Source organism: Aeromonas sp. EERV15 (assembly GCF_900079845.1).
Lineage (GTDB): Bacteria > Pseudomonadota > Gammaproteobacteria > Enterobacterales > Aeromonadaceae > Aeromonas > Aeromonas sobria.
Map to the genome: position 1 here is coordinate 174773 of NZ_FKKY02000008.1, position 22006 is coordinate 196778.

Sequence of the window (22006 nt, forward strand, 5' to 3'; positions counted from 1 at the left end):
ATGTGAAGTGAAACCATCCGTACTGGTTATTGCAACCCTCTCAGCCCTGCTCAGCGCCTGTGGCGGCGGGGAAGATAACGCACCACTGGCAATCCCGGACTATCGGGTCAATGTCGCCCTGCCGAGCGCCGGTACCCTGTGCGCCGATCTGGATCAGAACTGGCAATGTGATCTCGCCGATCCCGCCGTCAGCGGCGAAGGGACGGTGGCCCTCATCAGCCGTTCGGCCAACATCGTCAACTCGCCCCTGCTATTCGTACCACTCGCCGGAGGGCTGCTGCTGGCGCATCCGGCCGTCAAAGGGGAGCCACAACGGCTGCAACCGACGCTGCTCAGCACACTTTGGCAGAGCCGCATTGCCGAAGGGGTGGCCGCCGATCGCGCACTGGCGCAACTGTTGGCCGATCTCGCGCCGCTGCAACCAGGCAGCGACCGCGCGGCCCTCGCAGGTCTCGGCCAGTTTGATCAGGCGCTGCAGCAGGTGGCGATCAGCTTGCAGCAAGAGGCCCGCACGCGCCTTGCCACCGCCAAGGAGACCCAATTGCTCACCACCAGCTATCGCGCCATCAGCCTGATGCTGGAGCAATTGGCTCAAGAGTGGCAGCGCAACGGCCAGTTTACTGAAGAGACCCAAAGCGAGCTTCTGACCCTGCTGGTGCAACAGCAGCCACGCAACCTGCTGACCGTCACCGGCGTCACCACCTTCAGCGATGGCAACGATCCGCTGCTGGAACAGGAACCCGCCGACTATCCGGGACAAGATGCCAGCTGGAATCGCACTCGTCCCCAGCTTGCCTATCGCAAACTCGATGATCGCGGTCAGGTGCTCCCCGACAACGCGCCGAGCTGGCAGTGCGTCAAGGATCTCAATACCGGTCTGGTGTGGGAGGTCAAATCGGACGATCCCTTGAGCCCGGCCTGGAAAAGCAGACCCTTTGCCTATGAGGATGAGCAGTTCAAGGCGACCGCAGGCGAGCAGCAAGCGGCCTACCAGCATATTCATAACAGGATCGAACAGCTCACCGCCGAAGGAGATCTGGCGGCCCTCGCCCGGGCACAGGCGCTGACCACCATGCTGACCACCCGCGCGTATCAGCAGTGGCTCAATGGCGAGCAGCGCTGCGGCATCAGCCAGTGGCGGCTGCCCACCATGGGTGAACTGATGTCACTGATGCACTACGGTAGCCTGGCCAAGGACCCGCTGGGTCAGCGTATCATCGTGGATACCCGTTACTTCCCGGATATCGCCCCCTCGGAAGATGACACCTACGATGGCTACTACTGGAGCTCCACCAGCAACACCGCCCAGCGCTTCTCCGGTGGCCCCATCAGCAAACGCACGGCCCTGTTCCTGGGAGAAGATGCGGGCACCACCTATCCCGCATTGGTTCAGCAAGATGACTATGTCGAACTGATGCAGGTGCGACTGGTCTCCACTCCCCAATAATCCGAGGAATATCATGAGCCTTTATCGTTTTTCGTTCGCCATGCTGGCACTGCTGGCCCCCCTTGCCCACGGCGCTGCCATTTGTGATGACACCATGGATCGCACTGCACCCTCTGCCCGTTTTCTTGACCATGGCAACGGCACCGTCACCGATCAACACACCGGCCTCACCTGGATGCGCTGCAAACTGGGGCAAACATGGAATGGCAGTAGTTGCCTGGGGGAACCGACCACTTACTACTGGCAGCAGGGGTTGCAAGTGGCGGAGCGGATCCGCAGTGACAGCAGCCATGCTCTCTATCACTTCGGCGGTGTCAGCCAGTGGCGCCTGCCCGACATCAAGGAGTTAGCGACCCTAGTCGAGCATGCCTGCTACAAGCCCTCTCTCAATGAAGCCATTTTCCCGCGCGCCATGGCGGGAGATGGTAAAGAGGTCAACGACGGCTACGTCTATCTGATGAGCAGCACGGTGGCCTCCGCCAATGGCCAGCGGGCGTATCTGGATATCACCTCGGGAGATATCGGTTTTCGCGTCATTGGCGCCTACCCGGATCAGATTTTGCTGGTCGCCAATAAACCCTGACCGCCCCACTTTCGAAACCGGAACGTTATGACTGGAGAGGCTTGCGAGCCTCTCTTTTTATTGCCAATGCCATAGCCCCTATCTCACCCGCCATCACGCTCTTCATCCACCTATGCTCCCTGCCCGCGATACCGACCTGATTCGGCTTCGCACGCGACATTTACCTCTTTCAGGTGATGGCGAGGAACAGCTTTCTGCTCTTTCCAAGCCTTTCCTGCCTGCCATAACCAGTAAAAAAGTGCGCTCCTTAACAGAATTTAATTTCCAGTTAACAGATTAATAATTAACTCGTAAAAATGGCATGTAAATCAGTGCGAAAGTGTCATAATGCGTAACGTCATTGTTAAGTCGCATGATTAATTTGGTTAGGAAAAACCTCTATGTTTGCTGATATTTCTGCTCAACATTGGGCTTTTGCCATTTATGTCATAGGTGCCATCGCTATCTGTTTGACGATGATAGGTCTCGCCGCGCTGCTGGGGGGACGCGCCTATGGTCGTGCCAAAAACAAGCCCTTCGAATCTGGCATTGACTCGGTTGGCACTGCCCGCCTGCGTTTTTCCGCCAAGTTCTATCTGGTTGCCATGTTCTTCGTCATCTTCGACGTCGAGGCACTCTATCTTTTCGCCTGGTCTGTCTCCGTTCGCGAAACAGGCTGGGTCGGTTTTATTGAAGCCGCTATTTTCATCACGCTGCTCTTAATCGGTCTGATCTACCTGTGGCGCATCGGCGCCCTGGAGTGGTCACCGCGCAAGCCGCAGCTGAACGATAAAAAAACTGATTGAACCACAGACCCTTTCCTTGAGGTTGCACCATGAAGTACACCCTGACCCGGATTGACCCGGATGCGCCGGTTGAGCGCTATCCCCAGGAGCAGCGCCAGACCGTCGATGATCCGCTGGCGCAAGAAGCGACGCGCGGCATCATGATGGGCCGTCTCGAGGAGGTGCTGCAAGACACTGTCAATTGGGGCCGCAAGAACTCCCTCTGGCCCTACAACTTTGGTATCTCCTGCTGCTACGTGGAGATGTGTACCGCCTTCACCTCCCCCCATGACGTAGCCCGCTTCGGCGCCGAAGTTATCCGAGCCTCGCCCCGTCAGGCCGATTTCATGGTGATTGCAGGGACGCCCTTCATCAAGATGGCGCCGGTCATTCAACGACTGTACGAGCAACTGCTCGAACCCAAGTGGGTGATCTCCATGGGTGCCTGTGCCAACTCCGGTGGTATGTATGACATCTACTCGGTAGTACAGGGTGTCGACAAGTTCCTGCCGGTCGATGTCTACATTCCGGGTTGCCCGCCCCGTCCCGAAGCCTTTTTGCAAGCCCTGATGCTGCTGCAGGACTCCATCGGCAAAGAGCGCCGCCCCCTATCTTGGACGGTAGGCGATCAGGGGATCTACCGTCCCCAGATGCAAGCCGAAAAAGAGCGCAAGCGCGGCGAGCGGATCAATGTGACCAACCTGCGTACGCCGGATGAGATCTGACCATGAAACTGACTCGTGATTTTCCCAGCAATTACGCCATGGCCCAGTGGCAGCCCAGCGACCACCAGGATGCCAAAATCATTGGCGAACTGTTTGCCTACTTCGGAGCCGAGCACTTCACTGTGCAAAGCACCCGTACTGGCGTGCCGGTGGTCTGGCTCCCTCGCGAGCTGCTGCAAGACGTGATTGGCTTCCTGCGCAAGGTACCCTCTCCGTTCGTGATGCTGTTTGATCTCAGCGCCACCGACGAGCGGCTGCGCAGCCATCGCGACGGCCTGCCCCCCAGTGACTTCACCGTCTTCTATCACCTCATCTCCATCGACCGTAACGCTGATGTGATGTTGAAAGTGGCGCTGACCGAGAGTGACCTGCACCTGCCCACCATTACCAACCACTTCCCCAATGCCAACTGGTACGAGCGGGAAGTGTGGGACCTGATGGGCATTACCTTCGACGGTCACCCCCATCTGACCCGCATCATGATGCCCAAAAACTGGCAGGGTCACCCGCTGCGTAAGGATTACCCGGCGCGCGCCACTGAATTTGATCCCTTCATGCTCGATGCCGCCAAACAGGACATGGAGCAGGAGAACCTGCTGTTCAAACCGGAAGAGTGGGGCCTGGCCCGTGGTAACGAGAACGAGGACTACATGTTCCTCAACCTCGGCCCCAACCACCCCTCTGCCCACGGCGCCTTCCGGCTGGTGTTGCAACTTGACGGGGAAGAGATCCGCAACTGCGTGCCCGACATTGGCTACCACCATCGTGGTGCCGAGAAGATGGGCGAGCGCCAGTCCTGGCACAGCTACATCCCCTATACCGACCGGGTCGAGTATCTGGGCGGTGTAATGAATAACCTCCCCTATGTGCTGGCAGTCGAGAAGCTGGCCGGTATCAAGGTGCCGCAGCGGGTCGACATGATCCGGGTGATGATGGCGGAGCTGTTCCGCATCCAGAGCCACCTGCTGTTCCTCGGTACCTATATTCAGGACGTGGGGGCCATGACTCCGGTCTTCTTCACCTTCACCGACCGGCAGAAGGTCTACACCATCATCGAAGCGATCACCGGCGCCCGCATGCACCCGGCTTGGTTCCGTATTGGCGGCGTGGCGCACGATCTGCCGGTAGGCTGGGCTCGTCTCATCCAGGAGAACCTGCTGAACTGGCTGCCCAAGCGGCTGATGGATTACGAAAAAGCGGCGATGCGCAACAGTATCTTGCGCGGCCGCACCATAGGCGTCGCCCCCTATACCACTGAGCAGGCATTAGCGTGGGGCGTCACCGGCGGCGGTCTGCGCGCCACCGGCCTCAACTTCGACGTGCGCAAATGGCGCCCTTACTCCGGCTACGATCAGTTCGAGTTCGAGGTGCCGGTCGGTGCCAATGGTGATGTTTACGACCGCGGAATGATGCGCTTCGAAGAGATGCGCCAGAGCCTGCGTATCATAGAGCAGTGTGTGAATAACATGCCTGAGGGGCCCTTCAAGGCGGATCACCCGCTCACCACCCCGCCGCCAAAAGATCGCACTCTGCAAGATATAGAGACCCTGATCACCCACTTCCTGCAAGTGTCCTGGGGCCCGGTAATGCCGGCCGCCGAATCCTTCCAGATGATCGAGGCGACCAAGGGGATCAACAGCTATTACCTGACCAGCGATGGCTCCACCATGAGCTACCGGACCCGGATCCGCACCCCGAGCTTTGCTCACCTGCAACAGATCCCCTCGGTGATCAAGAACAGCATGGTGTCGGATCTCATTGCCTACCTGGGCAGTATCGATTTCGTTATGTCGGATGTGGACCGTTAAGTAACCGCTGGGTGTCCGCCTGATGGGGACAGCCACGGATTACGAGACAACAGGACTCGCAGTTAAAGGACAAGCCACAAAAGGTCAAGTCATGAGCCAGCAATGTCAGTGTCACAATAATCAGACCCCAAAGGGGCAAGGGGCTTGCAGCAGCAAACAGAGCGATTTCGTTCTGAGCCAGGCTGAACGCGATGCCATTGAACACGAGAAACATCACTACGAAGATCCCCGCGCCGCCAGTATCGAAGCGCTCAAGATCGTGCAGCAGGCCAGAGGCTGGGTACCGGACGGTGCCATTCATGCCATCGCGGCCGAGCTCGGCATTCCTGCCAGCGATGTCGAGGGGGTCGCCACCTTCTATAGCCAAATCTTCCGCCAGCCAGTAGGGCGCCACATCATCCGGGTCTGCGACAGCATGGTCTGCTACATCAATGGCCATGAAGAGCTGATGGCCGGTCTCAAAGAGGTGATGAACCTCGGCCCGGGTCAAACCACGCCTGACGGCCGCTTCACCCTGCTGCCGGTCTGCTGCCTTGGCAACTGCGACAAGGGGCCAGCCATCATGATCGATGACGACACCTATGGCGGCCTCGATCCGGTGACATTGCTGAAAACGCTGGAGGCGTATCCATGAGCCAGCCTCAGAGCAAAATGCTCGCCTCTCTTGGCACCGCCAACCGCACTGCCCGCGCCGCCGACACCCACCCCCTCACTTGGCGGTTGCGGGACGACGGCCAGCCGGTGTGGCTGGATGAATACCAGAGCAAGCAGGGCTATGAAGCCGCGCGCAAAGCGCTTGGCCAGATGAGCCCGGACGAGATCGTCAGCACCGTCAAGGATGCCGGTCTCAAGGGGCGTGGCGGCGCAGGCTTCCCCACCGGGGTTAAGTGGGGGCTGATGCCCAAAGACGAGAGCATGAACATCCGTTACCTGCTCTGCAACGCCGATGAGATGGAGCCCAACACCTGGAAAGATCGCCTGCTGATGGAGCAACTTCCCCATCTATTGATCGAGGGGATGATCATCTCGGCACGAGCGCTCAAGGCCTATCGCGGCTACATCTTCCTGCGCGGCGAATACGTGGATGCCGCCATCAACCTGCGCAGGGCCGTAGAAGAGGCAAAAGCAGCAGGCCTGCTTGGCAAAAACATTCTCGGCTCGGGCTTTGACTTCGAGCTGTTCGTCCATACCGGCGCCGGTCGCTACATCTGTGGCGAAGAGACGGCCCTGATCAACTCGCTGGAAGGGCGCCGCGCTAACCCGCGCGCCAAACCGCCATTCCCCGCCGTCTCCGGCGTCTGGGGCAAGCCTACCTGCGTCAACAACGTCGAAACCCTCTGCAACGTCCCCGCCATCATCGGCAACGGCGTGGCCTGGTATCAGGGGCTGGCGCTGCCGGGCTCGGAAGATCACGGCACCAAGCTGATGGGTTTCTCCGGCAAGGTGAACAACCCCGGGGTCTGGGAGCTGCCTTTTGGCATCACCGCCCGCGAGCTGTTTGAAAACTATGCCGGCGGCATGAAGAGCGGCTATCGCCTGAAAGCCTGGCAACCGGGGGGCGCCGGTACCGGCTTCCTGCTGCCTGAGCACCTCGATGCCCGGATGTATACCGCAGGCATCGGCAAGATGGGCACCCGAATGGGAACTGGTCTTGCCATGGCGGTGGATGACTCCATCAGCATGGTGAGCCTGCTGCGCAATATGGAGGAGTTCTTCGCTCGCGAATCCTGCGGCTGGTGCACCCCCTGCCGCGACGGCCTGCCCTGGAGCGTCAAACTGCTGCGGGCACTGGAGCGTGGTGAGGGGCAATCCGGCGATCTGGCCACCCTGGAGCAACTCTGCAGCTTCCTGGGCCCGGGCAAAACCTTCTGTGCCCATGCTCCGGGCGCCGTCGAACCGCTCGCCAGCGCAATCAAATATTTCCGCTCCGAATTCGAGGCAGGGATCAAGGGCGCGGGTGACAACCACAAGCCATTTAAAGGGATCCAGCCCAATCTGCTGGGCGAACGCTGGTAACAACACCACCGATTTCACAAAACAGGTTTCAGGGAAGTTGTATGGCAACCATTTATGTAGACGGTAAAGAGTTCGAGGTAGACGGGGCAGACAACCTGCTGCAAGCCTGTCTGTCACTGGGTCTGGACGTCCCCTATTTTTGCTGGCATCCGGCGCTGGGTAGCGTCGGCGCCTGCCGCCAGTGCGCGGTCAAGCAGTATCAGAATGCCGACGACAAGCGCGGTCGTCTGGTCATGTCCTGCATGACCCCCTCTACCGATGGCACTTATATCTCCATCGAAGATGAAGAGGCAAAAGAGTTTCGCAAGTGCGTGGTGGAGTGGCAGATGACCAACCACCCCCACGACTGCCCGGTCTGTGAAGAGGGGGGCGCCTGCCACCTGCAGGACATGACGGTGATGACCGGCCACAACAGCCGTCGCTACCGCTTCACCAAGCGCACCCACCAGAATCAGGAGCTGGGCCCCTTCATCAATCACGAGATGAACCGCTGCATCGCCTGCTATCGCTGCGTCCGTTATTACAAGGATTATGCCGGTGGCGAGGATCTCGGAGTCTACGGTGCCCACGACAACGTCTATTTCGGCCGGGTCGAAGATGGCACCCTGGAGAGCGAATTTTCCGGCAACCTGGTGGAGGTCTGCCCCACCGGCGTCTTCACCGACAAGACCCACTCCGAGCGCTACAACCGCAAGTGGGACATGCAGTTCGCCCCCAGCATCTGCCAGCAATGTTCCGTGGGCTGCAACATCAGCCCGGGTGAGCGTTATGGCGAGCTGCGCCGCATCGAAAACCGCTTCCACGGCAGCCTCAACCACTACTTCCTCTGTGACCGTGGCCGCTTTGGCTATGGCTACGTCAATCTGGCGGATCGCCCGCGTCAGCCGCTGCTCAAAGATGGCAACGACCAGCTGACCATCACAGTCGATGGCGCCCTCAACCGCGCAGCCGATGCCCTGCGCACCGCCAATGGCCTCATCGGCATCGGCTCGCCCCGCGCCTCGCTGGAGAGCAACTTTGCCCTGCGCGAGCTGGTGGGTGAAGGCAACTTCTACGCTGGCGTCGAGCAGGCCGAATGGGCCTGTCAGCTGAAGATGCTGCAGATCCTGCAACAGGGCGGCGTGCCGACCCCGAGCCTGCGGGACATGGAAGAGGCTGACGCCATTCTGCTGCTCGGCGAAGATGTCACCATGAGCGCCGCTCGTATCGCGCTGGCGCTGCGTCAGGCGGTCAAGGGCAAGGCTCGCGAGCTGGCCCGCAAGATGAAGGTCGATCTGTGGCAAGTCGCTGCCGTTCAGACCCTGGGTCAGAACGAGCGCTACCCGCTGCTCATCACCAGTCTCGACACCACCCGTCTTGACGATGTAGCGGCCGACAAGCTGCACGCCCCCTACGCCGATCAGGCGCGCCTTGGCTTTGCCATCGCCAACCTGCTCGACCCGAGCGCACCGGCCGTAACCGATCTCTGCCCCGAGCAACAGGCACAAGCGGCTCGCTGGGCCGAACTGCTGGGCAACGCCAAAAAGCCGCTCATCATTGCAGGTTCCAGTGCCCGCGATGTGGCATTGGTCGACGCGGCCAGCAACATTGCCCGCGCCCTGAAAGGCCGTGGACTGGCAGCCAGCATCGCGCTGGTTGGCCAGGAGGCCAACTCGCTGGGTCTGGCCATGCTGGGCGCTCAAGCATTGTCAGACAAGCCGCTTGAAGCCGCCCTTGAGCGTATCGAGGCCGAAGAGGGGCTGGCGCTGGTCACCCTGGAGAACGATCTCTACCGCCGCGCACCGCGCAACCGGGTGGACGCAGCGCTGGCCCGGCTGCAACACCTGCTGGTCATCGACCATCAGGCGACCCTGACCGCCAACAAGGCCGATCTGGTGCTGCCTGCGGCCAGTTTTGCCGAGGCCGATGGCACCCTGGTCAATATGGAAGGGCGCGCCCAGCGCTTCTTCCAGGTCTATGCGCCCGCCTTCTACAACGCCGACATTCAGGTGCGTGAAGGGTGGCGCTGGCTGGCTGCGCTGCAAGGGGCGCTCGAGCACAAGCCGCTGCGCTGGCAGACCTATGAACAGATAAGCCATGACTGCGCCACCAGCCATCCGCTGCTAGCCACCATGCTGGAAGCGGCGCCCAACGCGGGCTTGCGCATTCGTGGCATGCGGTTGGCTCGTGAGCCACACCGCTACAGCGGTCGCACCTCCATGCTGGCGGATCAGAACGTCAGCGAGCCGCGGGTGGCGCAAGATCCCGACTCCCCCTTCAACTTCTCCATGGAAGGGTATGCCGGTGCCCGCCAGAACATGCCGCAAGTGCCCTTTGCCTGGGCACCGGGCTGGAACTCCCCCTCTGCCTGGAACAAGTTCCAGGATGAAGTCGGTGGTCATCTGCGTGCTGGCGATCCGGGTCGCCGTCTGCTGGAAGTAAACGACCAGCAAACAGAAGGTAAAGAGCCGCTCGGCTGGTTTGCCACCATCCCCGCCCCCTTCAAGGCCGCAGAGGCACTGCAGGTAGTCAATTATGCCCAGCTGTTTGGCGGCGAGGAGCTGTCGGCCCGCAGCCCGGTGATTCAGGCCCGCATGAACGAACCCGAGCTGGTGCTAAATCCGGCAGATGCACAGCGTCTGGCCCTCCATGGGGGCAGTCAGGTCTCATTCTCCTGGGGCGGTAGCCACTGGCAACTGCGCCTGCGTCTTAGTGCACAGCTGAGCGCCGGTCTGGTGGGGCTCCCCCTTGGGGTGAACGGCCTGCCAACGGCCCTGCAACAGATCTTTATCACTAACCTGCAGGAGGTGATCGCATGAGCGAGTCGCTGATCGATCTGTTGCTGGAGGTGGGCAAGGCACTGATCGTGCTGGTGGGGATCGTAGGGGCTGGCGCCTTCATGAGCTTCATCGAGCGCCGTCTGCTGGCCCTGTGGCAGGATCGCTACGGCCCCAACCGGGTGGGGCCGTTTGGTCTGCTCCAGCTGGCCGCCGACATGATCAAGATGTTCTTCAAGGAGGACTGGATCCCGCCGTTCGCCGATCGCCGGATCTTTATCCTGGCCCCCATCATCGCCTTCACCGCCTTTATTCTGGCGTTTGCGGTGGTGCCTATCACCCCCACCTGGGGCGTGGCGGATCTCAACGTGGGGCTGCTCTACATCCTGGCCATCGCGGGGCTGGCGGTCTATGCGGTGCTGTTCGCCGGTTGGTCGAGCAACAACAAATACTCCCTGCTCGGCAGCTTGCGCGCCTCGGCCCAGACCCTCTCCTACGAGGTGTTTCTCGGGCTCTCCTTGATGGGGATCGTGATCCAGACCGGCAGCTTCAACCTGCGGGATATCGTCGAGGCGCAGGCAGACCTGTGGAACGTGGTGCCCCAGATCCTGGGCTTTGTCACCTTCCTGTTTGCCGGTGTCGCCGTCACCCACCGTCACCCGTTTGACCAGCCGGAAGCCGAGCAGGAGCTCGCCGACGGCTATCACATCGAGTATGCGGGGATGAAGTGGGGTCTCTTCTTCGTGGGCGAATATATCGGCATAGTGCTGATCTCTTCGCTCATCGTGACCCTCTTCTTCGGTGGCTGGCATGGCCCCTGGTTGCCCCCCTTCATCTGGTTTGCGCTGAAGACCGCCTGTTTCATGGTGTTCTTCATCCTGCTGCGGGCTTCCCTGCCTCGCCCGCGCTTTGACCAGGTGATGTCGTTTGGCTGGAAAGTCTGCTTGCCGCTGACCCTGATCAATATGCTGATCACCGCGGCAGTTGTACTGATAAGTACGCAGTGAGGCACTCATTATGAAAATTTTTAGCATTATTCAGGGTGTCGGCACCCAGTTACGCAGCCTGGCCATGGTCTTCTCCCATGCCTGGCGGCCCCGTGAAACCCTGAGCTATCCGGAAGAGGCTGTCTATGCGGCCCCCCGCTACCGCGGTCGCATCGTACTGACCCGTGACCCCGACGGGGACGAGCGCTGCGTGGCCTGCAACCTCTGTGCGGTCGCCTGCCCGGTCGGCTGCATCTCGCTGCAAAAGTCCGAGCGGGAAGATGGTCGCTGGTATCCGGAGTTCTTTCGCATCAACTTCTCTCGCTGCATCTTCTGCGGCCTGTGTGAAGAGGCTTGCCCCACTACCGCCATCCAGCTGACGCCGGATTTCGAGATGGGTGAGTATCGCCGCCAGGATCTGGTGTATGAGAAGGAAGATCTGCTGATCAGCGGGCCCGGCAAATACCCGGACTACAACTTCTATCGCATGAGCGGGATGGCCATCGACGGTAAACCGAAAGGGGATGCCGAAAACGAAGCCAAACCCATCGATGTCAAGAGCCTGCTGCCCTGAGGAGTCAATCATGGAACTGGCATTTTATGCCTCGGCCCTGGTGGCCGTTTACAGCACGCTGCGGGTGATCAGCACCAGCAATCCGATGCATGCGCTGCTCAATCTCATCATCTCCCTCATCGCCGTGGCCATGATCTTCTTCTGCCTGGGCGCCGCCTTTGCGGGCGCTCTGCAGGTGATCGTCTACGCAGGTGCCATCATGGTGCTGTTCGTGTTCGTGGTGATGATGCTGAACTTGGGAACGGCGCAAGTGCAGGAGAAGAACTGGCTTACCCCCATGACCTGGGTTGGCCCTGCCCTGCTCTCGCTGGTGCTGCTGGGCTTTCTGGCCCACGGTATTCTCGGCGTGACCGGGGGCCTGATCGGGGTGACCGAGGTGACTGCCAAGCAGGTCGGTATCGAGCTCTTTGGCCCCTATGTACTGGCTGTCGAGCTCGCCTCCATCCTGCTGCTGGCCGGTCTGGTGACCGCCTACCATCTGGGTCGGGAAGAGAAGAACGGTGAAGTGCTCTCGGTCCCTCGCACAGCATCCCGCTCTGCACAAGAAGGAGATCAGCAATGAATGGAATCCCTATGGAACACGGGCTTTTGCTGGCCGCGGTGCTGTTCTGCATCGGCTTGTGCGGTCTGCTGATCCGCCGCAACCTGCTCTACATCCTGATGAGTATCGAGATCATGATGAATGCCTCGGCACTGGCGTTTGTGGTGGCGGGTAGCCGCTGGGCCCAGGCCGATGGCCAGATCATGTACATCTTGGTGATTTCTCTGGCGGCAGCAGAGGCCAGTATCGGCCTCGCCCTGTTACTGCTGCTCTATCGTCGTTACCACACCCTGAACGTGGACATTGTGAGCGAGATGCGCGGATGAGCCTCTTATACCTGACTTTTCTATTTCCGCTGCTGGGATGGCTGGTGCTGGCCTTCTCCCTCGGCCGGTTTGGCGAGCGTACCTCGGCACTGATCGGGGTGGGCTCCATTGGCCTGTCGGCCCTCACCACACTCTGGGTCGGCATCGACTTTCTGGGCAACCCGCCCGAGGGGGGCGTCTATGTCCAGCGCCTGTGGCAATGGATGGCGGTGGGCAACTTTACCCCGAGCTTATCTCTGGCACTGGATGGCCTGTCGCTGACCATGCTGGGGGTGGTGACCGGGGTCGGTTTCTTCATTCACCTGTTTGCCTCCTGGTATATGCGCGGAGAAGAGGGTTACTCCCGCTTCTTCACCTACACCAACCTCTTTATCGCCAGCATGCTGTTTCTGGTGCTGGCCGATGACCTGCTGTTTGTCTACCTCGGCTGGGAAGGTGTGGGGCTGTGCAGCTATCTGCTGATCGGTTTCTACTACAAGGATCGCAACAACGGCGCGGCAGCCCTCAAGGCCTTTATCGTGACCCGGGTGGGTGATGTCTTCCTCGCCATTGGCCTGTTTATCCTCTACCGGGAACTGGGCACCCTCAATATCCACGAGCTGCTGGTGCGGGCGCCGACCATGTTTGCCGAGGGCTCCCCTGCCCTGTCGCTGGCCTGCCTGATGCTCTTGGGTGGTGCGGTCGGCAAATCGGCCCAGCTGCCGCTGCAAACCTGGCTGGCGGATGCGATGGCAGGCCCGACCCCGGTCTCTGCGCTGATCCACGCAGCCACCATGGTGACCGCCGGTGTCTATCTGATTGCCCGTACCCACGGCCTGTTCCTGCTGGCACCGGAGATCCTCCATCTGGTCGGGCTGGTTGGCGCCATCACCCTAGTGCTGGCAGGTTTTGCGGCGCTGGTTCAGACCGACATCAAGCGGATCCTCGCCTACTCCACCATGAGCCAGATTGGCTACATGTTCCTGGCACTGGGGGTCGGCGCATGGGAAGGGGCCATCTTCCACCTGATGACCCACGCCTTCTTCAAGGCGCTGCTGTTCCTCTCCGCCGGTGCCGTCATCGTTGCCTGCCACCACGAGCAGAACATCTTCAAGATGGGCGGCCTGCGCAAGAGCCTGCCGCTGGTTTATGCCTGCTTCCTGGTGGGTGGCTCTGCGCTGGCGGCATTGCCACTGGTCACCTCCGGTTTCTACAGTAAGGACGCCATCCTGTGGCAAGTAGAAGCCTCTGGCCAAAGCGCTCTGCTGTGGGCAGGCTTGGTGGGGGCATTCCTCACCTCGCTCTATACCTTCCGGCTGATCTTTATCGCCTTCCATGGCCAAGAGCAGACCAAAGCCCATGCGGGCCACGGTCTGGCTCATCACTTGCCGCTGCTGGTATTGCTGGTGCTTTCCACTGGCATCGGGGCGCTGATCACCCCGCCGCTAGCTGGGGTACTGCCGGCAGGCCCCGGGGATCATATCGAAGAGGGTCGCCATGCGCTGGAGATCACCTCTGGCATCATTGCTATCGCAGGGATTGCACTGGCGGCCTTGCTGTTCCTCGGTGAGCGCCGACTGGCCACCTCGATTGCCAACAGTGCACCGGGCCGCCTGCTCAGCACCCTCTGGTTCAACGCCTGGGGCTTTGACTGGCTCTATGACCAGCTGTGGGTCAAACCCTATCTGCTGGCTACCCGGCTGCTGGCCAGGGATCCACTGGACCGCACCATGGAACTGCCCGCCTGGTTTGCCCTGCGTGGCAACCAGCTGCTGGCCTGGACCGTGACCGGCAAATTACGCTGGTATGCCGCCTCCATGGGGATCGGCGCCGTGCTGGTGCTGGCGCTGTTGCTGCTGGGGTAACGCGATGAACAACCGGACAATCATACAGCCAGGCTGTTTGCTCTCCCTGATGGAACAGGGAGCGCAATCTCATATGAACTTGAACGAGAGCTGATACCGTGACCTTACTCTGGATCTTGCTAATTCCTTTTATCGGCGGCTTGCTCTGCTGGCAGATGGAGCGTCTCGGCGGGCAGTTTGTCCGCTGGGTAGCCCTCATCTCCATGAGCGCCAGCCTGCTGCTCTCCTGCGCCATCTGGCTCGGCAGTGACTTCTCGCTTGCCACGACCGGCCTCGACAGTGCTGGCGTCACCGGTGCCGCCTCCGCCTGGGCCGCCGAGTGGCGTCTTCCGTGGATCCCCCGCTTTGGCATCTCTTTGCATCTGGCGGTGGATGGCCTGTCGCTCTTGATGGTGATCCTCACCTGCTTTATCGGGGTGCTGGCCATCCTCTGTTCGTGGAAAGAGATCGTGCAGCGCATCGGCTTCTTCCACCTCAACCTGCTGTGGATCCTGGGCGGGGTGCTCGGCGTCTTCATGGCGCTGGACCTGTTCCTCTTCTTCTTTTTCTGGGAGATGATGCTGGTCCCCATGTACTTCCTGATTGCGCTGTGGGGCCACTCGGTCACTGACGGCAAATCACGGATCAACGCCGCGACCAAGTTCTTTATCTACACCCAGGTGAGTGGCCTGATCATGTTGGTGGCCATCATCGGGCTGGTGCTGACCCACCAGCATGCGACCGGTGTCTTCACCTTCAACTATCTGGAGCTGCTCAACACCCCGATGAGCAACAGCGTTGAGTGGTTGCTGATGCTGGGCTTCTTCATCGCCTTCGCGGTCAAGATGCCGCTGGTGCCGCTGCACGGCTGGCTGCCGGATGCCCACAGTCAGGCGCCGACCGCAGGTTCGGTGGATCTCGCCGGTATTTTGCTCAAAACCGCCGCCTACGGTCTGCTGCGTTTTGCCTTGCCGCTCTTCCCCGAAGCGTCCGCCGAATTTGCTCCATACGCCATGGTGCTTGGCCTGATCGGTATCGTCTATGGAGCCATCGTGGCCTTTGCCCAGACCGACATCAAACGGCTGGTGGCCTACACCAGCATCTCCCACATGGGCTTTGTGATGATCGCCATCTACTCGGGTAGCGAAGTGGCCCTGCAGGGCGCCGTGGTGCAGATGATCGCCCACGGTCTCTCCGCTGCCGGCCTCTTTATCCTCTGCGGTCAGCTCTACGAGCGGTTGCACACTCGGGATCTGCGCCTGATGGGCGGCCTGTGGGGGCGCCTGCGCTATCTGCCCGGTGTGATGCTGTTCTTCTCGGTGGCATCACTCGGCATGCCGGGCACCGGCAACTTCGTCGGCGAATTCCTGATCCTGGTCGGCAGCTTCCAGGTTGCCCCGGTTATCACGGCAGTTGCCACCTTCGGTCTGGTGCTGGCCTCGGTCTACTCCCTTATCATGTTGCAGCGCGCCTGCTTTGGCCCCGCCAATGATGAGAGCATGCTCAAGGGGCTTGATCGCCGTGAACTGACCATGATGATGGTGATCGCGGGCCTGCTGGTACTGCTTGGCCTCTATCCCCAACCCGTGATTGATACCGCCAGCAGCAGCCTTATCAACGTGCTGCACTGGTATCTGCTGCCGACTGCTGGAGCCCTGCAATGACTTTCTCCGCTTCCCAACTGCTGGCACTGCTTCCCCTGCTGTTGACCACCGGGGCCATGGCGGCCCTGATGCTGGCCATCGCCTGGCGCCGCTGTGTCACCACCGCCTTTACCGTGACCATTGTTGGCCTCAACCTTGCTCTGTTCTCGCTGCCCATCGTGATGGCGCAAGGGGATCAGGGGGTCACCCCGCTGCTGCAAGTGGACAGTTACGCCGTCTTCTACATGGGACTGGTGCTCATCGGCGCCCTGGCCACCTGTACCTTCGGCCAGTCATGGTTGAAAGCCTACCCGGACAACCGGGAGGAGTTCTTCCTGCTGCTGTTGATCGCCACCGCCGGTGGTCTGGTGCTGGCTTGCTCCCGCCACCTCGCCTCTCTCTTTATCGGGATCGAGATGCTGACCCTGCCGATGTTCGGTCTGGTGGGTTACGCCTACCGCGAGCGCCACTCGCTGGAAGCCGCAGTGAAGTACATGGTGCTCTCTGCCGCGGCTACCGCCTTCCTGCTGTTTGGCATGGCGCTGCTCTATGCCCAGGCAGGCAGCTTGAGCTTTGCCGCCCTGGGGCAGACCCTGGCAGAGAGCCCCGCTCACCACCCGCTGCTGATGGGCGGTTTGGGGTTAATGCTGGTCGGCTTTGCCTTTAAACTCTCCCTGGCCCCCTTCCACCTCTGGACCCCGGATGTCTACGAAGGTGCCCCGGCACCGGTCGCCACCTTCCTCGCCACCGTCAGCAAGGTCGCCGTGTTTGCCGTGCTGCTGCGCTTCTATCTGGCGGTACCGGCGGCGAGCGATCCCATGATCCACTGGCTGCTGGCAGCCATGGCGGTCATCTCCATCCTGGTCGGCAACCTGCTGGCCCTGGTGCAGACCAACGTCAAACGGATGCTGGGTTACTCCTCCATCTCCCACTTCGGTTACCTGCTGGCGGTGATCGTGGCGAGCCGATTCGGCCAGATGCCGGTGGAAGCAGCCGGGGTCTACCTGCTGATGTATCTGTTCACCAGCCTGGGTGCCTTTGGGGTGGTGAGCATGATGTCGAGCCCCTATCGCGGCAAGGATGCCGACTCCCTGCACAGCTATCGTGGTCTGTTTTGGAAGCGCCCCTATCTGACTGCCGTACTGACGGTGATGATGTTGTCACTCGCGGGCATCCCGATGACCCTCGGCTTTATCGGCAAGTTCTACCTCATCGGCGTCACCGTCGAGGCGCAGCTCTGGTGGCTCTCCGGTGCCATCGTGCTCGGCAGCGCACTGGGTCTCTACTACTACCTCCGTGTGATGGTGACCCTCTATCTGCGCGAACCGGGTATGCAGCAGCGGGATGCCAGCGCCGACTGGGCACTCTCCTCCGGTGGCGTGGTGGTACTGCTCTCTGCGGCGCTGGTGGTGTTGCTGGGGCTCTATCCCCAGCCGGTCATCAGCCTGGTACAAGGGTTCCAGCACGTGGTGTTGCAGTAACCTTCGCTGACATTCCCCCTCATCATTACCCGTAAAAACCGGCAGCCAAGGCTGCCGGTTTTTTCTTTCCAGCCCGATTAACGTGCTTCCGCTCTCTTTGACTCGCCACCCAATCCCCCTGCGACATGAGAGTCGCTGTCACCCGAGTTGGTGTCCAGTCACAGTCACAGGGATTAAAAATATCCTTATGAATCTCATGTTGATATAGTCATCAGATTCTGGAATGGAGTTCAGATTGATGAAGCAACATTACGTTTGCCAATTTAACCCGACAGAACTGGCAGCTACGCTCAGGCTCTATCAAGGCGGCAAACTGACCATACTGCTGGCTGAACAGGAAAGTTCACAGGTCGCGCTGTTGCAGCAGTTGTGCAACGACCTTGAGATCACCCTCGATGGCGCCATTTTCTCACAGCTGCTCGGCGCGCAAGGATTGCTACCAAAAGGGGCATGGTTACTGCCCAGACCTGAACCCTATCAGGCGACCTTGATACCACTGCCACCAGAGGGGGATGCCGCACAGCTGGCCCGACTGATCGCAGATCAGGTGGCAAGCATACTGGCCACCTGGCCAGCCCTCTCGCCGCCACCGACCCTGTTTCTGACCTTCGACAACCTCATTCCCAATATTGCCTCCATTCTGGATGCGCTTTATCTGCAGCTGGCCAATCGCGTCAACTATGCCGGTACCAACGCTGGCAGCGGCAGCTTCACCCCCCTTGCCTGTCTGTTCGACAACCAGCGGCAACTTGCCTACGGGGTCACCTGCACGCTGCTGCCAAACAACAGCTTTCCCTTTCTGGAGCATGGCTATCAACTCTCGGCCCAACCGATGCTGGCCACCAGCAGCAGTGCCAACACCATCACCTACATCGATTGGCAACCGGCTTTTCACACCTATCAGGAGCTGATCCGCCAGCAGTTCCAACACTCGTTGACGCACGAGGAGTTCTACCACTTCGTGGTACACATGCCCCTTGGCCTGTTGCGGGCCAATGGGGATGTGATTGTCAGGATCCCGGTCGATGTGACGGATGAGGGTGCCCTGATCTGCTCGAGCGAAGTATCCGAGCACAGCATCCTCACACTGCTGAAGGCGCCGGAGAGTGCCACCGAGCATGCCTGCTCACTGGCCCGTCGCCTCTGCCAACAGCAGGATCTCACCCGGGCGCATCTGCTGGAGGTCTACTACTGCGCGGGACGCCAGTTGCACTTTGGCCAGCAGACGGTGACCGAGTTGCACACCCTGCTGAGCGACTCGGGCGCTGGCGAGCTGGCAGGCGCGCTCTCACTGGGTGAAATTGGCAGCATCCGCAGTGGGGATTATCCCCAGTTTCATAACGGCGCCATTCTCTGCAACGGGGCATTGGTATGAATAACGATCACGCCATGGCGATTGTGTGCGATCTGGCGCTCTGTATCGGGCGCGAAGTGACGCTGGACGCCTTGCTTACCAAGGTATTGCAGCGTTTCATGTACCACTGCGCCACGCCGGTCGGTGTGGTCTTGCAACAAAAACTGGAGGGATACTCCCTGCTCAAGGCGATTGGCGACGAGCAGTTGTGCCAGCATACCGGTACCACCCTGACCCTGCCTGCATGGGTCAGCGAGGAGGCGCACTGCCTGCTGCAGCAGACGATCCCGCTGCCGGGTAGCCGCCCCTATCGCTTCGCCTATCGTCTCAGGGTCGACGGGGGCTATCTCATCTTGTTGCTCGCCCCCCAGCCACAGCAGCAACTGGTGCCCGTCTGTCATCTGTTCAGCCCGGTGCTCGGCAATCTGGCGCGCACCATTCAGTTGTGCAAAGACAGCGAACTGCTCGCCCTGCGCCAGCAAGCCGAATTGAAAGATCTGCAGCACTTCAACGAATCCCTGCTCAAAGCCATCCCGATCCCGGTGTTCTACAAGGATATCGAGGGGCGTTTTCTGGGCTGCAATCCGGCCTTCAGTCAGGTGATCGGGATCAGCAAAGAGGCGCTACTCGGCAAGCGGACCAATGAATTGCTGCCAATCGGCATGGCGGAGGAGTACTCCGTACGGGAAACCGAATTACTGCGAAACCGCCAGCCCCAGTGCTTCGAGCTACAGCTGCACGATCGCAATGGCATGCGCTATCAGGTCATCTGTTTCAAGGATCTCTTCTACGACCATCAGGGGATGATCGCGGGCATCATCGGCACGCTGGTCGATATCACCCGCCTTAAAGAGAGCGAACGCCACCAGCGTGATCTGCTGTTCCAGGCCATTAGCGCCCTCGCCAGCGCCATCTCTCACAAGGATCGCAACAGCGCAGGCCATGAGCGGAGGGTGCATGATCTGGCGCTGGCTATCGGGCAGACCATGCAGCTGCGTCAGGAACAGCTCGATGGGCTGGGGCTGGCCGCCATGGTGCACAATATCGGCCTGCTGCAGACCCCCACCGAGATCATCACCCGCCCCCGTGAACTGCGACCGGTGGAGTTCGAACTGATCAAACAGCATCCGCAAGCAGGTCATGACATCCTCAAGCAGATCGACTTCCCCTGGCCCATCGCCACCATAGTGCTGCAACACCACGAGAACCTTGATGGCAGCGGCTATCCGCAAGGGCTGGCGGGCAATGCCATTGCCCTGGAAGCAAGAATAATCCGGGTGGCGGACTCGCTGATCGCCATGACGGCCCACCGTCCATTCCGCCGCGCCATGCCCCTGAGTGACGCCTTTGCCGAACTGATCCGCTATGCCGGGATCCGCTACGATGAACAGGTCGTCAATACCTGCATCCAGCTGTGGCAGACCGGCTACCACTTCAGCCCCCCCATCAGCTAGGCCATGAACAAGGCGGGATAATATGTCTGAACTGCTCACCCCCTATTCACTCCACCATCACCTGCCAGATGCCCTCCCCTCATCGGCCATGTTGCTGACTCAGGTGATGGACCAGCTCCCCTACCGGGTGCTGCTCAAGGACACCCGCTTCATCTACCTCGCCGGCAACCGCCTGCTGGCAGATGATCTGGCCCTTCCTCCCGAGGCATTGGTCGGCAAGAATGACAGCGATTTTTTTCCGCCCGAACTGGTGCGACGCTATCGGGAGGATGACACTCGGGTGATGCGCGAAGGCATACGTCAGCACATCGAAGAGCCCTATCTCAAGGGCAGAGAGTCCCGCTGGCTCAGCACCACCAAGTTTCCCCTGCGCGATGAAGCGGGGGCGATCGTGGGGGTCGGCATCTTCTTTGAAGACATTACCGAGCAGAAGTGGCAGCAGGAGAAACTGCAGCAGTACAGCTGGACCCAGCAGGCGATCAGTCGCGCCCATCACGCCCTGCTCAAACCGGGCGATGAGCCTCTGCTGCTGCAAGATATTTGTGATGCCATCGCCTTCGACGACCGCTTTCCGTTGGTGGCCGTGCTGCAGAACGCCCCGGATCCCGGCCAACCGCCCCGGATCGTGGCGCGAGCAGGTAGTGCCGACGCATCAGAGCAAGCACTGTGGTTGACCGATGATGCCCTCGGACCGGCCATCCTCCACCAGCGTAGCCTCAATCAAATCATCTGCCATGAGCGGCCGCAGCACAGACGCCACCCACTTTACTCCCACCTGCTGATCCCCCTGCCACTGCAGGGAGAACAGCCGGGTGCACTGATCATTCACAGCGACCAGCAACGGCTGTTCAGTCAGGAGGAGGAGCAACTCTTCATCCAGTTGACCGACTACCTCGCCTACGGCCTGCAAGCGCGCCATACCCAGCAGGCCTACCTGCACTCGCAGCAGGAGAAGATCCTCCACGCCCGCCAGCTGGAACTGGCACTGGAAGATGCGCTGGGCGCCATCGCCGCCGTGCTGGAGCAGCGCGATCCCTATACCGCAGGCCATCAGAAACATGTGGCCCGGCTGGCGCAGGCCATCGGCAGGGAGCTCCGGCTGGCAGAAAGGCAGCTGCGGGGACTCTATCTGGGGGCCATGGTGCACGATATCGGCAAGATCCAGGTGCCCGCCGAGATCCTCACCAAACCGGATCGCCTCACGCCGCTCGAGTTCGAGCTGGTCAAGGAGCACCCGGCCATCGGCTATCTGGTGCTCAAGGATATCGACTTCCCCTGGCCCATCGCCCAAATGATCCACCAACACCATGAGTATCTCGATGGCTCCGGCTATCCGCAGGGGCTCAAGGGGGATGAGATCCTGCTGGAGGCCCGCATCCTCACCGTCGCCGATATCGTCGAATCCATGTCCTCCGATCGCCCCTACCGCGCCGCCCTTGGCATTCCCCAGGCCCGTGAGCAGATCATCCAGATGTGCGGCCACCAGCTCGATGCGGATGTGGTGGATGCCTGTCTGCGGATCCTCGACCGGGGGGACTTTATCCCCCAACCGCTCGGCAAACCGTAACGCGGCGGATAAAAAAACCGGCCAAGTGGCCTAATGCCAGTCAGTTAAGCCTGACTGGCATTGTTTTTATTGGTTTTTTTAACTCCATACTTCTGTGGTCTCGGCTTCACGCAGCGGGGATAACTTCGCTCCCTTCGGGCCGGTAATACAAACTGCCC

18 protein-coding genes are annotated in these 22006 nt (G+C 60.4%); all 18 read left to right on the plus strand.

Annotation, left to right across the window (positions count from 1 at the left end; translation table 11 throughout):
* The first annotated feature begins 7 nt into the window (after positions 1-7).
* The 18 genes from BN4575_RS09180 (at position 8) to BN4575_RS09265 (ending at position 21848) form a co-directional block, all read left to right on the plus strand.
* Positions 8-1447 (plus strand): Lcl C-terminal domain-containing protein, encoded by a 1440-nt coding sequence (locus BN4575_RS09180; RefSeq protein ID WP_068977955.1) that lies wholly within the window; start codon positions 8-10, stop codon positions 1445-1447.
* Between the two features lie 13 nt (positions 1448-1460).
* Positions 1461-2030 (plus strand): Lcl C-terminal domain-containing protein, encoded by a 570-nt coding sequence (locus BN4575_RS09185; protein ID WP_068977956.1) that lies wholly within the window; start codon positions 1461-1463, stop codon positions 2028-2030.
* A gap of 380 nt (positions 2031-2410) precedes the next feature.
* Entirely contained in the window at positions 2411-2815 is a 405-nt protein-coding gene (locus BN4575_RS09190) for an NADH-quinone oxidoreductase subunit A (RefSeq protein ID WP_042019051.1), read from the plus strand.
* A 29-nt stretch (positions 2816-2844) separates the two neighbouring features.
* Positions 2845-3519: a NuoB/complex I 20 kDa subunit family protein gene (locus BN4575_RS09195; RefSeq protein ID WP_042019050.1), complete on the plus strand. Its 675-nt coding sequence runs from the start codon at positions 2845-2847 to the stop codon at positions 3517-3519.
* A gap of 2 nt (positions 3520-3521) precedes the next feature.
* Positions 3522-5327, plus strand: coding sequence for an NADH-quinone oxidoreductase subunit C/D (nuoC, locus tag BN4575_RS09200; protein WP_068977957.1), 1806 nt, complete (start codon positions 3522-3524; stop codon positions 5325-5327).
* 91 nt (positions 5328-5418) lie between these two features.
* Positions 5419-5961, plus strand: coding sequence for an NADH-quinone oxidoreductase subunit NuoE (nuoE, locus tag BN4575_RS09205; protein WP_042019048.1), 543 nt, complete (start codon positions 5419-5421; stop codon positions 5959-5961).
* Positions 5958-7343 (plus strand): NADH-quinone oxidoreductase subunit NuoF, encoded by a 1386-nt coding sequence (gene nuoF / locus BN4575_RS09210; RefSeq protein ID WP_068977958.1) that lies wholly within the window; start codon positions 5958-5960, stop codon positions 7341-7343. The genes nuoE and nuoF overlap by 4 nt, the downstream gene beginning before the upstream one ends.
* A gap of 41 nt (positions 7344-7384) precedes the next feature.
* Entirely contained in the window at positions 7385-10141 is a 2757-nt protein-coding gene (nuoG, locus tag BN4575_RS09215; protein WP_068977959.1) for an NADH-quinone oxidoreductase subunit NuoG, read from the plus strand.
* Complete coding sequence (gene nuoH / locus BN4575_RS09220; RefSeq protein ID WP_042019045.1) at positions 10138-11106, plus strand: NADH-quinone oxidoreductase subunit NuoH; 969 nt, start codon at positions 10138-10140, stop codon at positions 11104-11106. The genes nuoG and nuoH overlap by 4 nt, the downstream gene beginning before the upstream one ends.
* A 10-nt stretch (positions 11107-11116) precedes the next feature.
* Positions 11117-11659: an NADH-quinone oxidoreductase subunit NuoI gene (gene nuoI / locus BN4575_RS09225; RefSeq protein WP_042019044.1), complete on the plus strand. Its 543-nt coding sequence runs from the start codon at positions 11117-11119 to the stop codon at positions 11657-11659.
* A 10-nt stretch (positions 11660-11669) separates the two neighbouring features.
* On the plus strand, positions 11670-12221 hold the full coding sequence (gene nuoJ, locus BN4575_RS09230) for an NADH-quinone oxidoreductase subunit J (protein WP_042059362.1): 552 nt from the start codon (positions 11670-11672) through the stop codon (positions 12219-12221).
* Positions 12218-12526: an NADH-quinone oxidoreductase subunit NuoK gene (gene nuoK / locus BN4575_RS09235; RefSeq protein ID WP_042019042.1), complete on the plus strand. Its 309-nt coding sequence runs from the start codon at positions 12218-12220 to the stop codon at positions 12524-12526. Before nuoJ ends, nuoK begins: the two co-directional genes overlap by 4 nt.
* Positions 12523-14370 (plus strand): NADH-quinone oxidoreductase subunit L, encoded by a 1848-nt coding sequence (gene nuoL, locus BN4575_RS09240; RefSeq protein WP_068977960.1) that lies wholly within the window; start codon positions 12523-12525, stop codon positions 14368-14370. The genes nuoK and nuoL overlap by 4 nt, the downstream gene beginning before the upstream one ends.
* Before the next feature lie 98 nt (positions 14371-14468).
* Positions 14469-16013 carry an NADH-quinone oxidoreductase subunit M gene (gene nuoM / locus BN4575_RS09245; protein ID WP_068977961.1) on the plus strand — a complete coding sequence of 515 codons (1545 nt, stop codon included), beginning with the start codon at positions 14469-14471 and terminating at the stop codon, positions 16011-16013.
* Positions 16010-17473: an NADH-quinone oxidoreductase subunit NuoN gene (gene nuoN, locus BN4575_RS09250; RefSeq protein WP_005359824.1), complete on the plus strand. Its 1464-nt coding sequence runs from the start codon at positions 16010-16012 to the stop codon at positions 17471-17473. Before nuoM ends, nuoN begins: the two co-directional genes overlap by 4 nt.
* A gap of 238 nt (positions 17474-17711) precedes the next feature.
* The gene (locus tag BN4575_RS09255) at positions 17712-18848 is read left to right on the plus strand and encodes an FIST C-terminal domain-containing protein (RefSeq protein ID WP_068977962.1); all 1137 of its coding nucleotides are present in this window, start codon (positions 17712-17714) and stop codon (positions 18846-18848) included.
* Positions 18845-20281, plus strand: coding sequence for an HD domain-containing phosphohydrolase (locus BN4575_RS09260; RefSeq protein WP_068977963.1), 1437 nt, complete (start codon positions 18845-18847; stop codon positions 20279-20281). The genes BN4575_RS09255 and BN4575_RS09260 overlap by 4 nt, the downstream gene beginning before the upstream one ends.
* 22 nt (positions 20282-20303) lie before the next feature.
* Positions 20304-21848, plus strand: coding sequence for an HD domain-containing phosphohydrolase (locus tag BN4575_RS09265; protein ID WP_068977964.1), 1545 nt, complete (start codon positions 20304-20306; stop codon positions 21846-21848).
* Positions 21849-22006 lie beyond the last annotated feature (158 nt).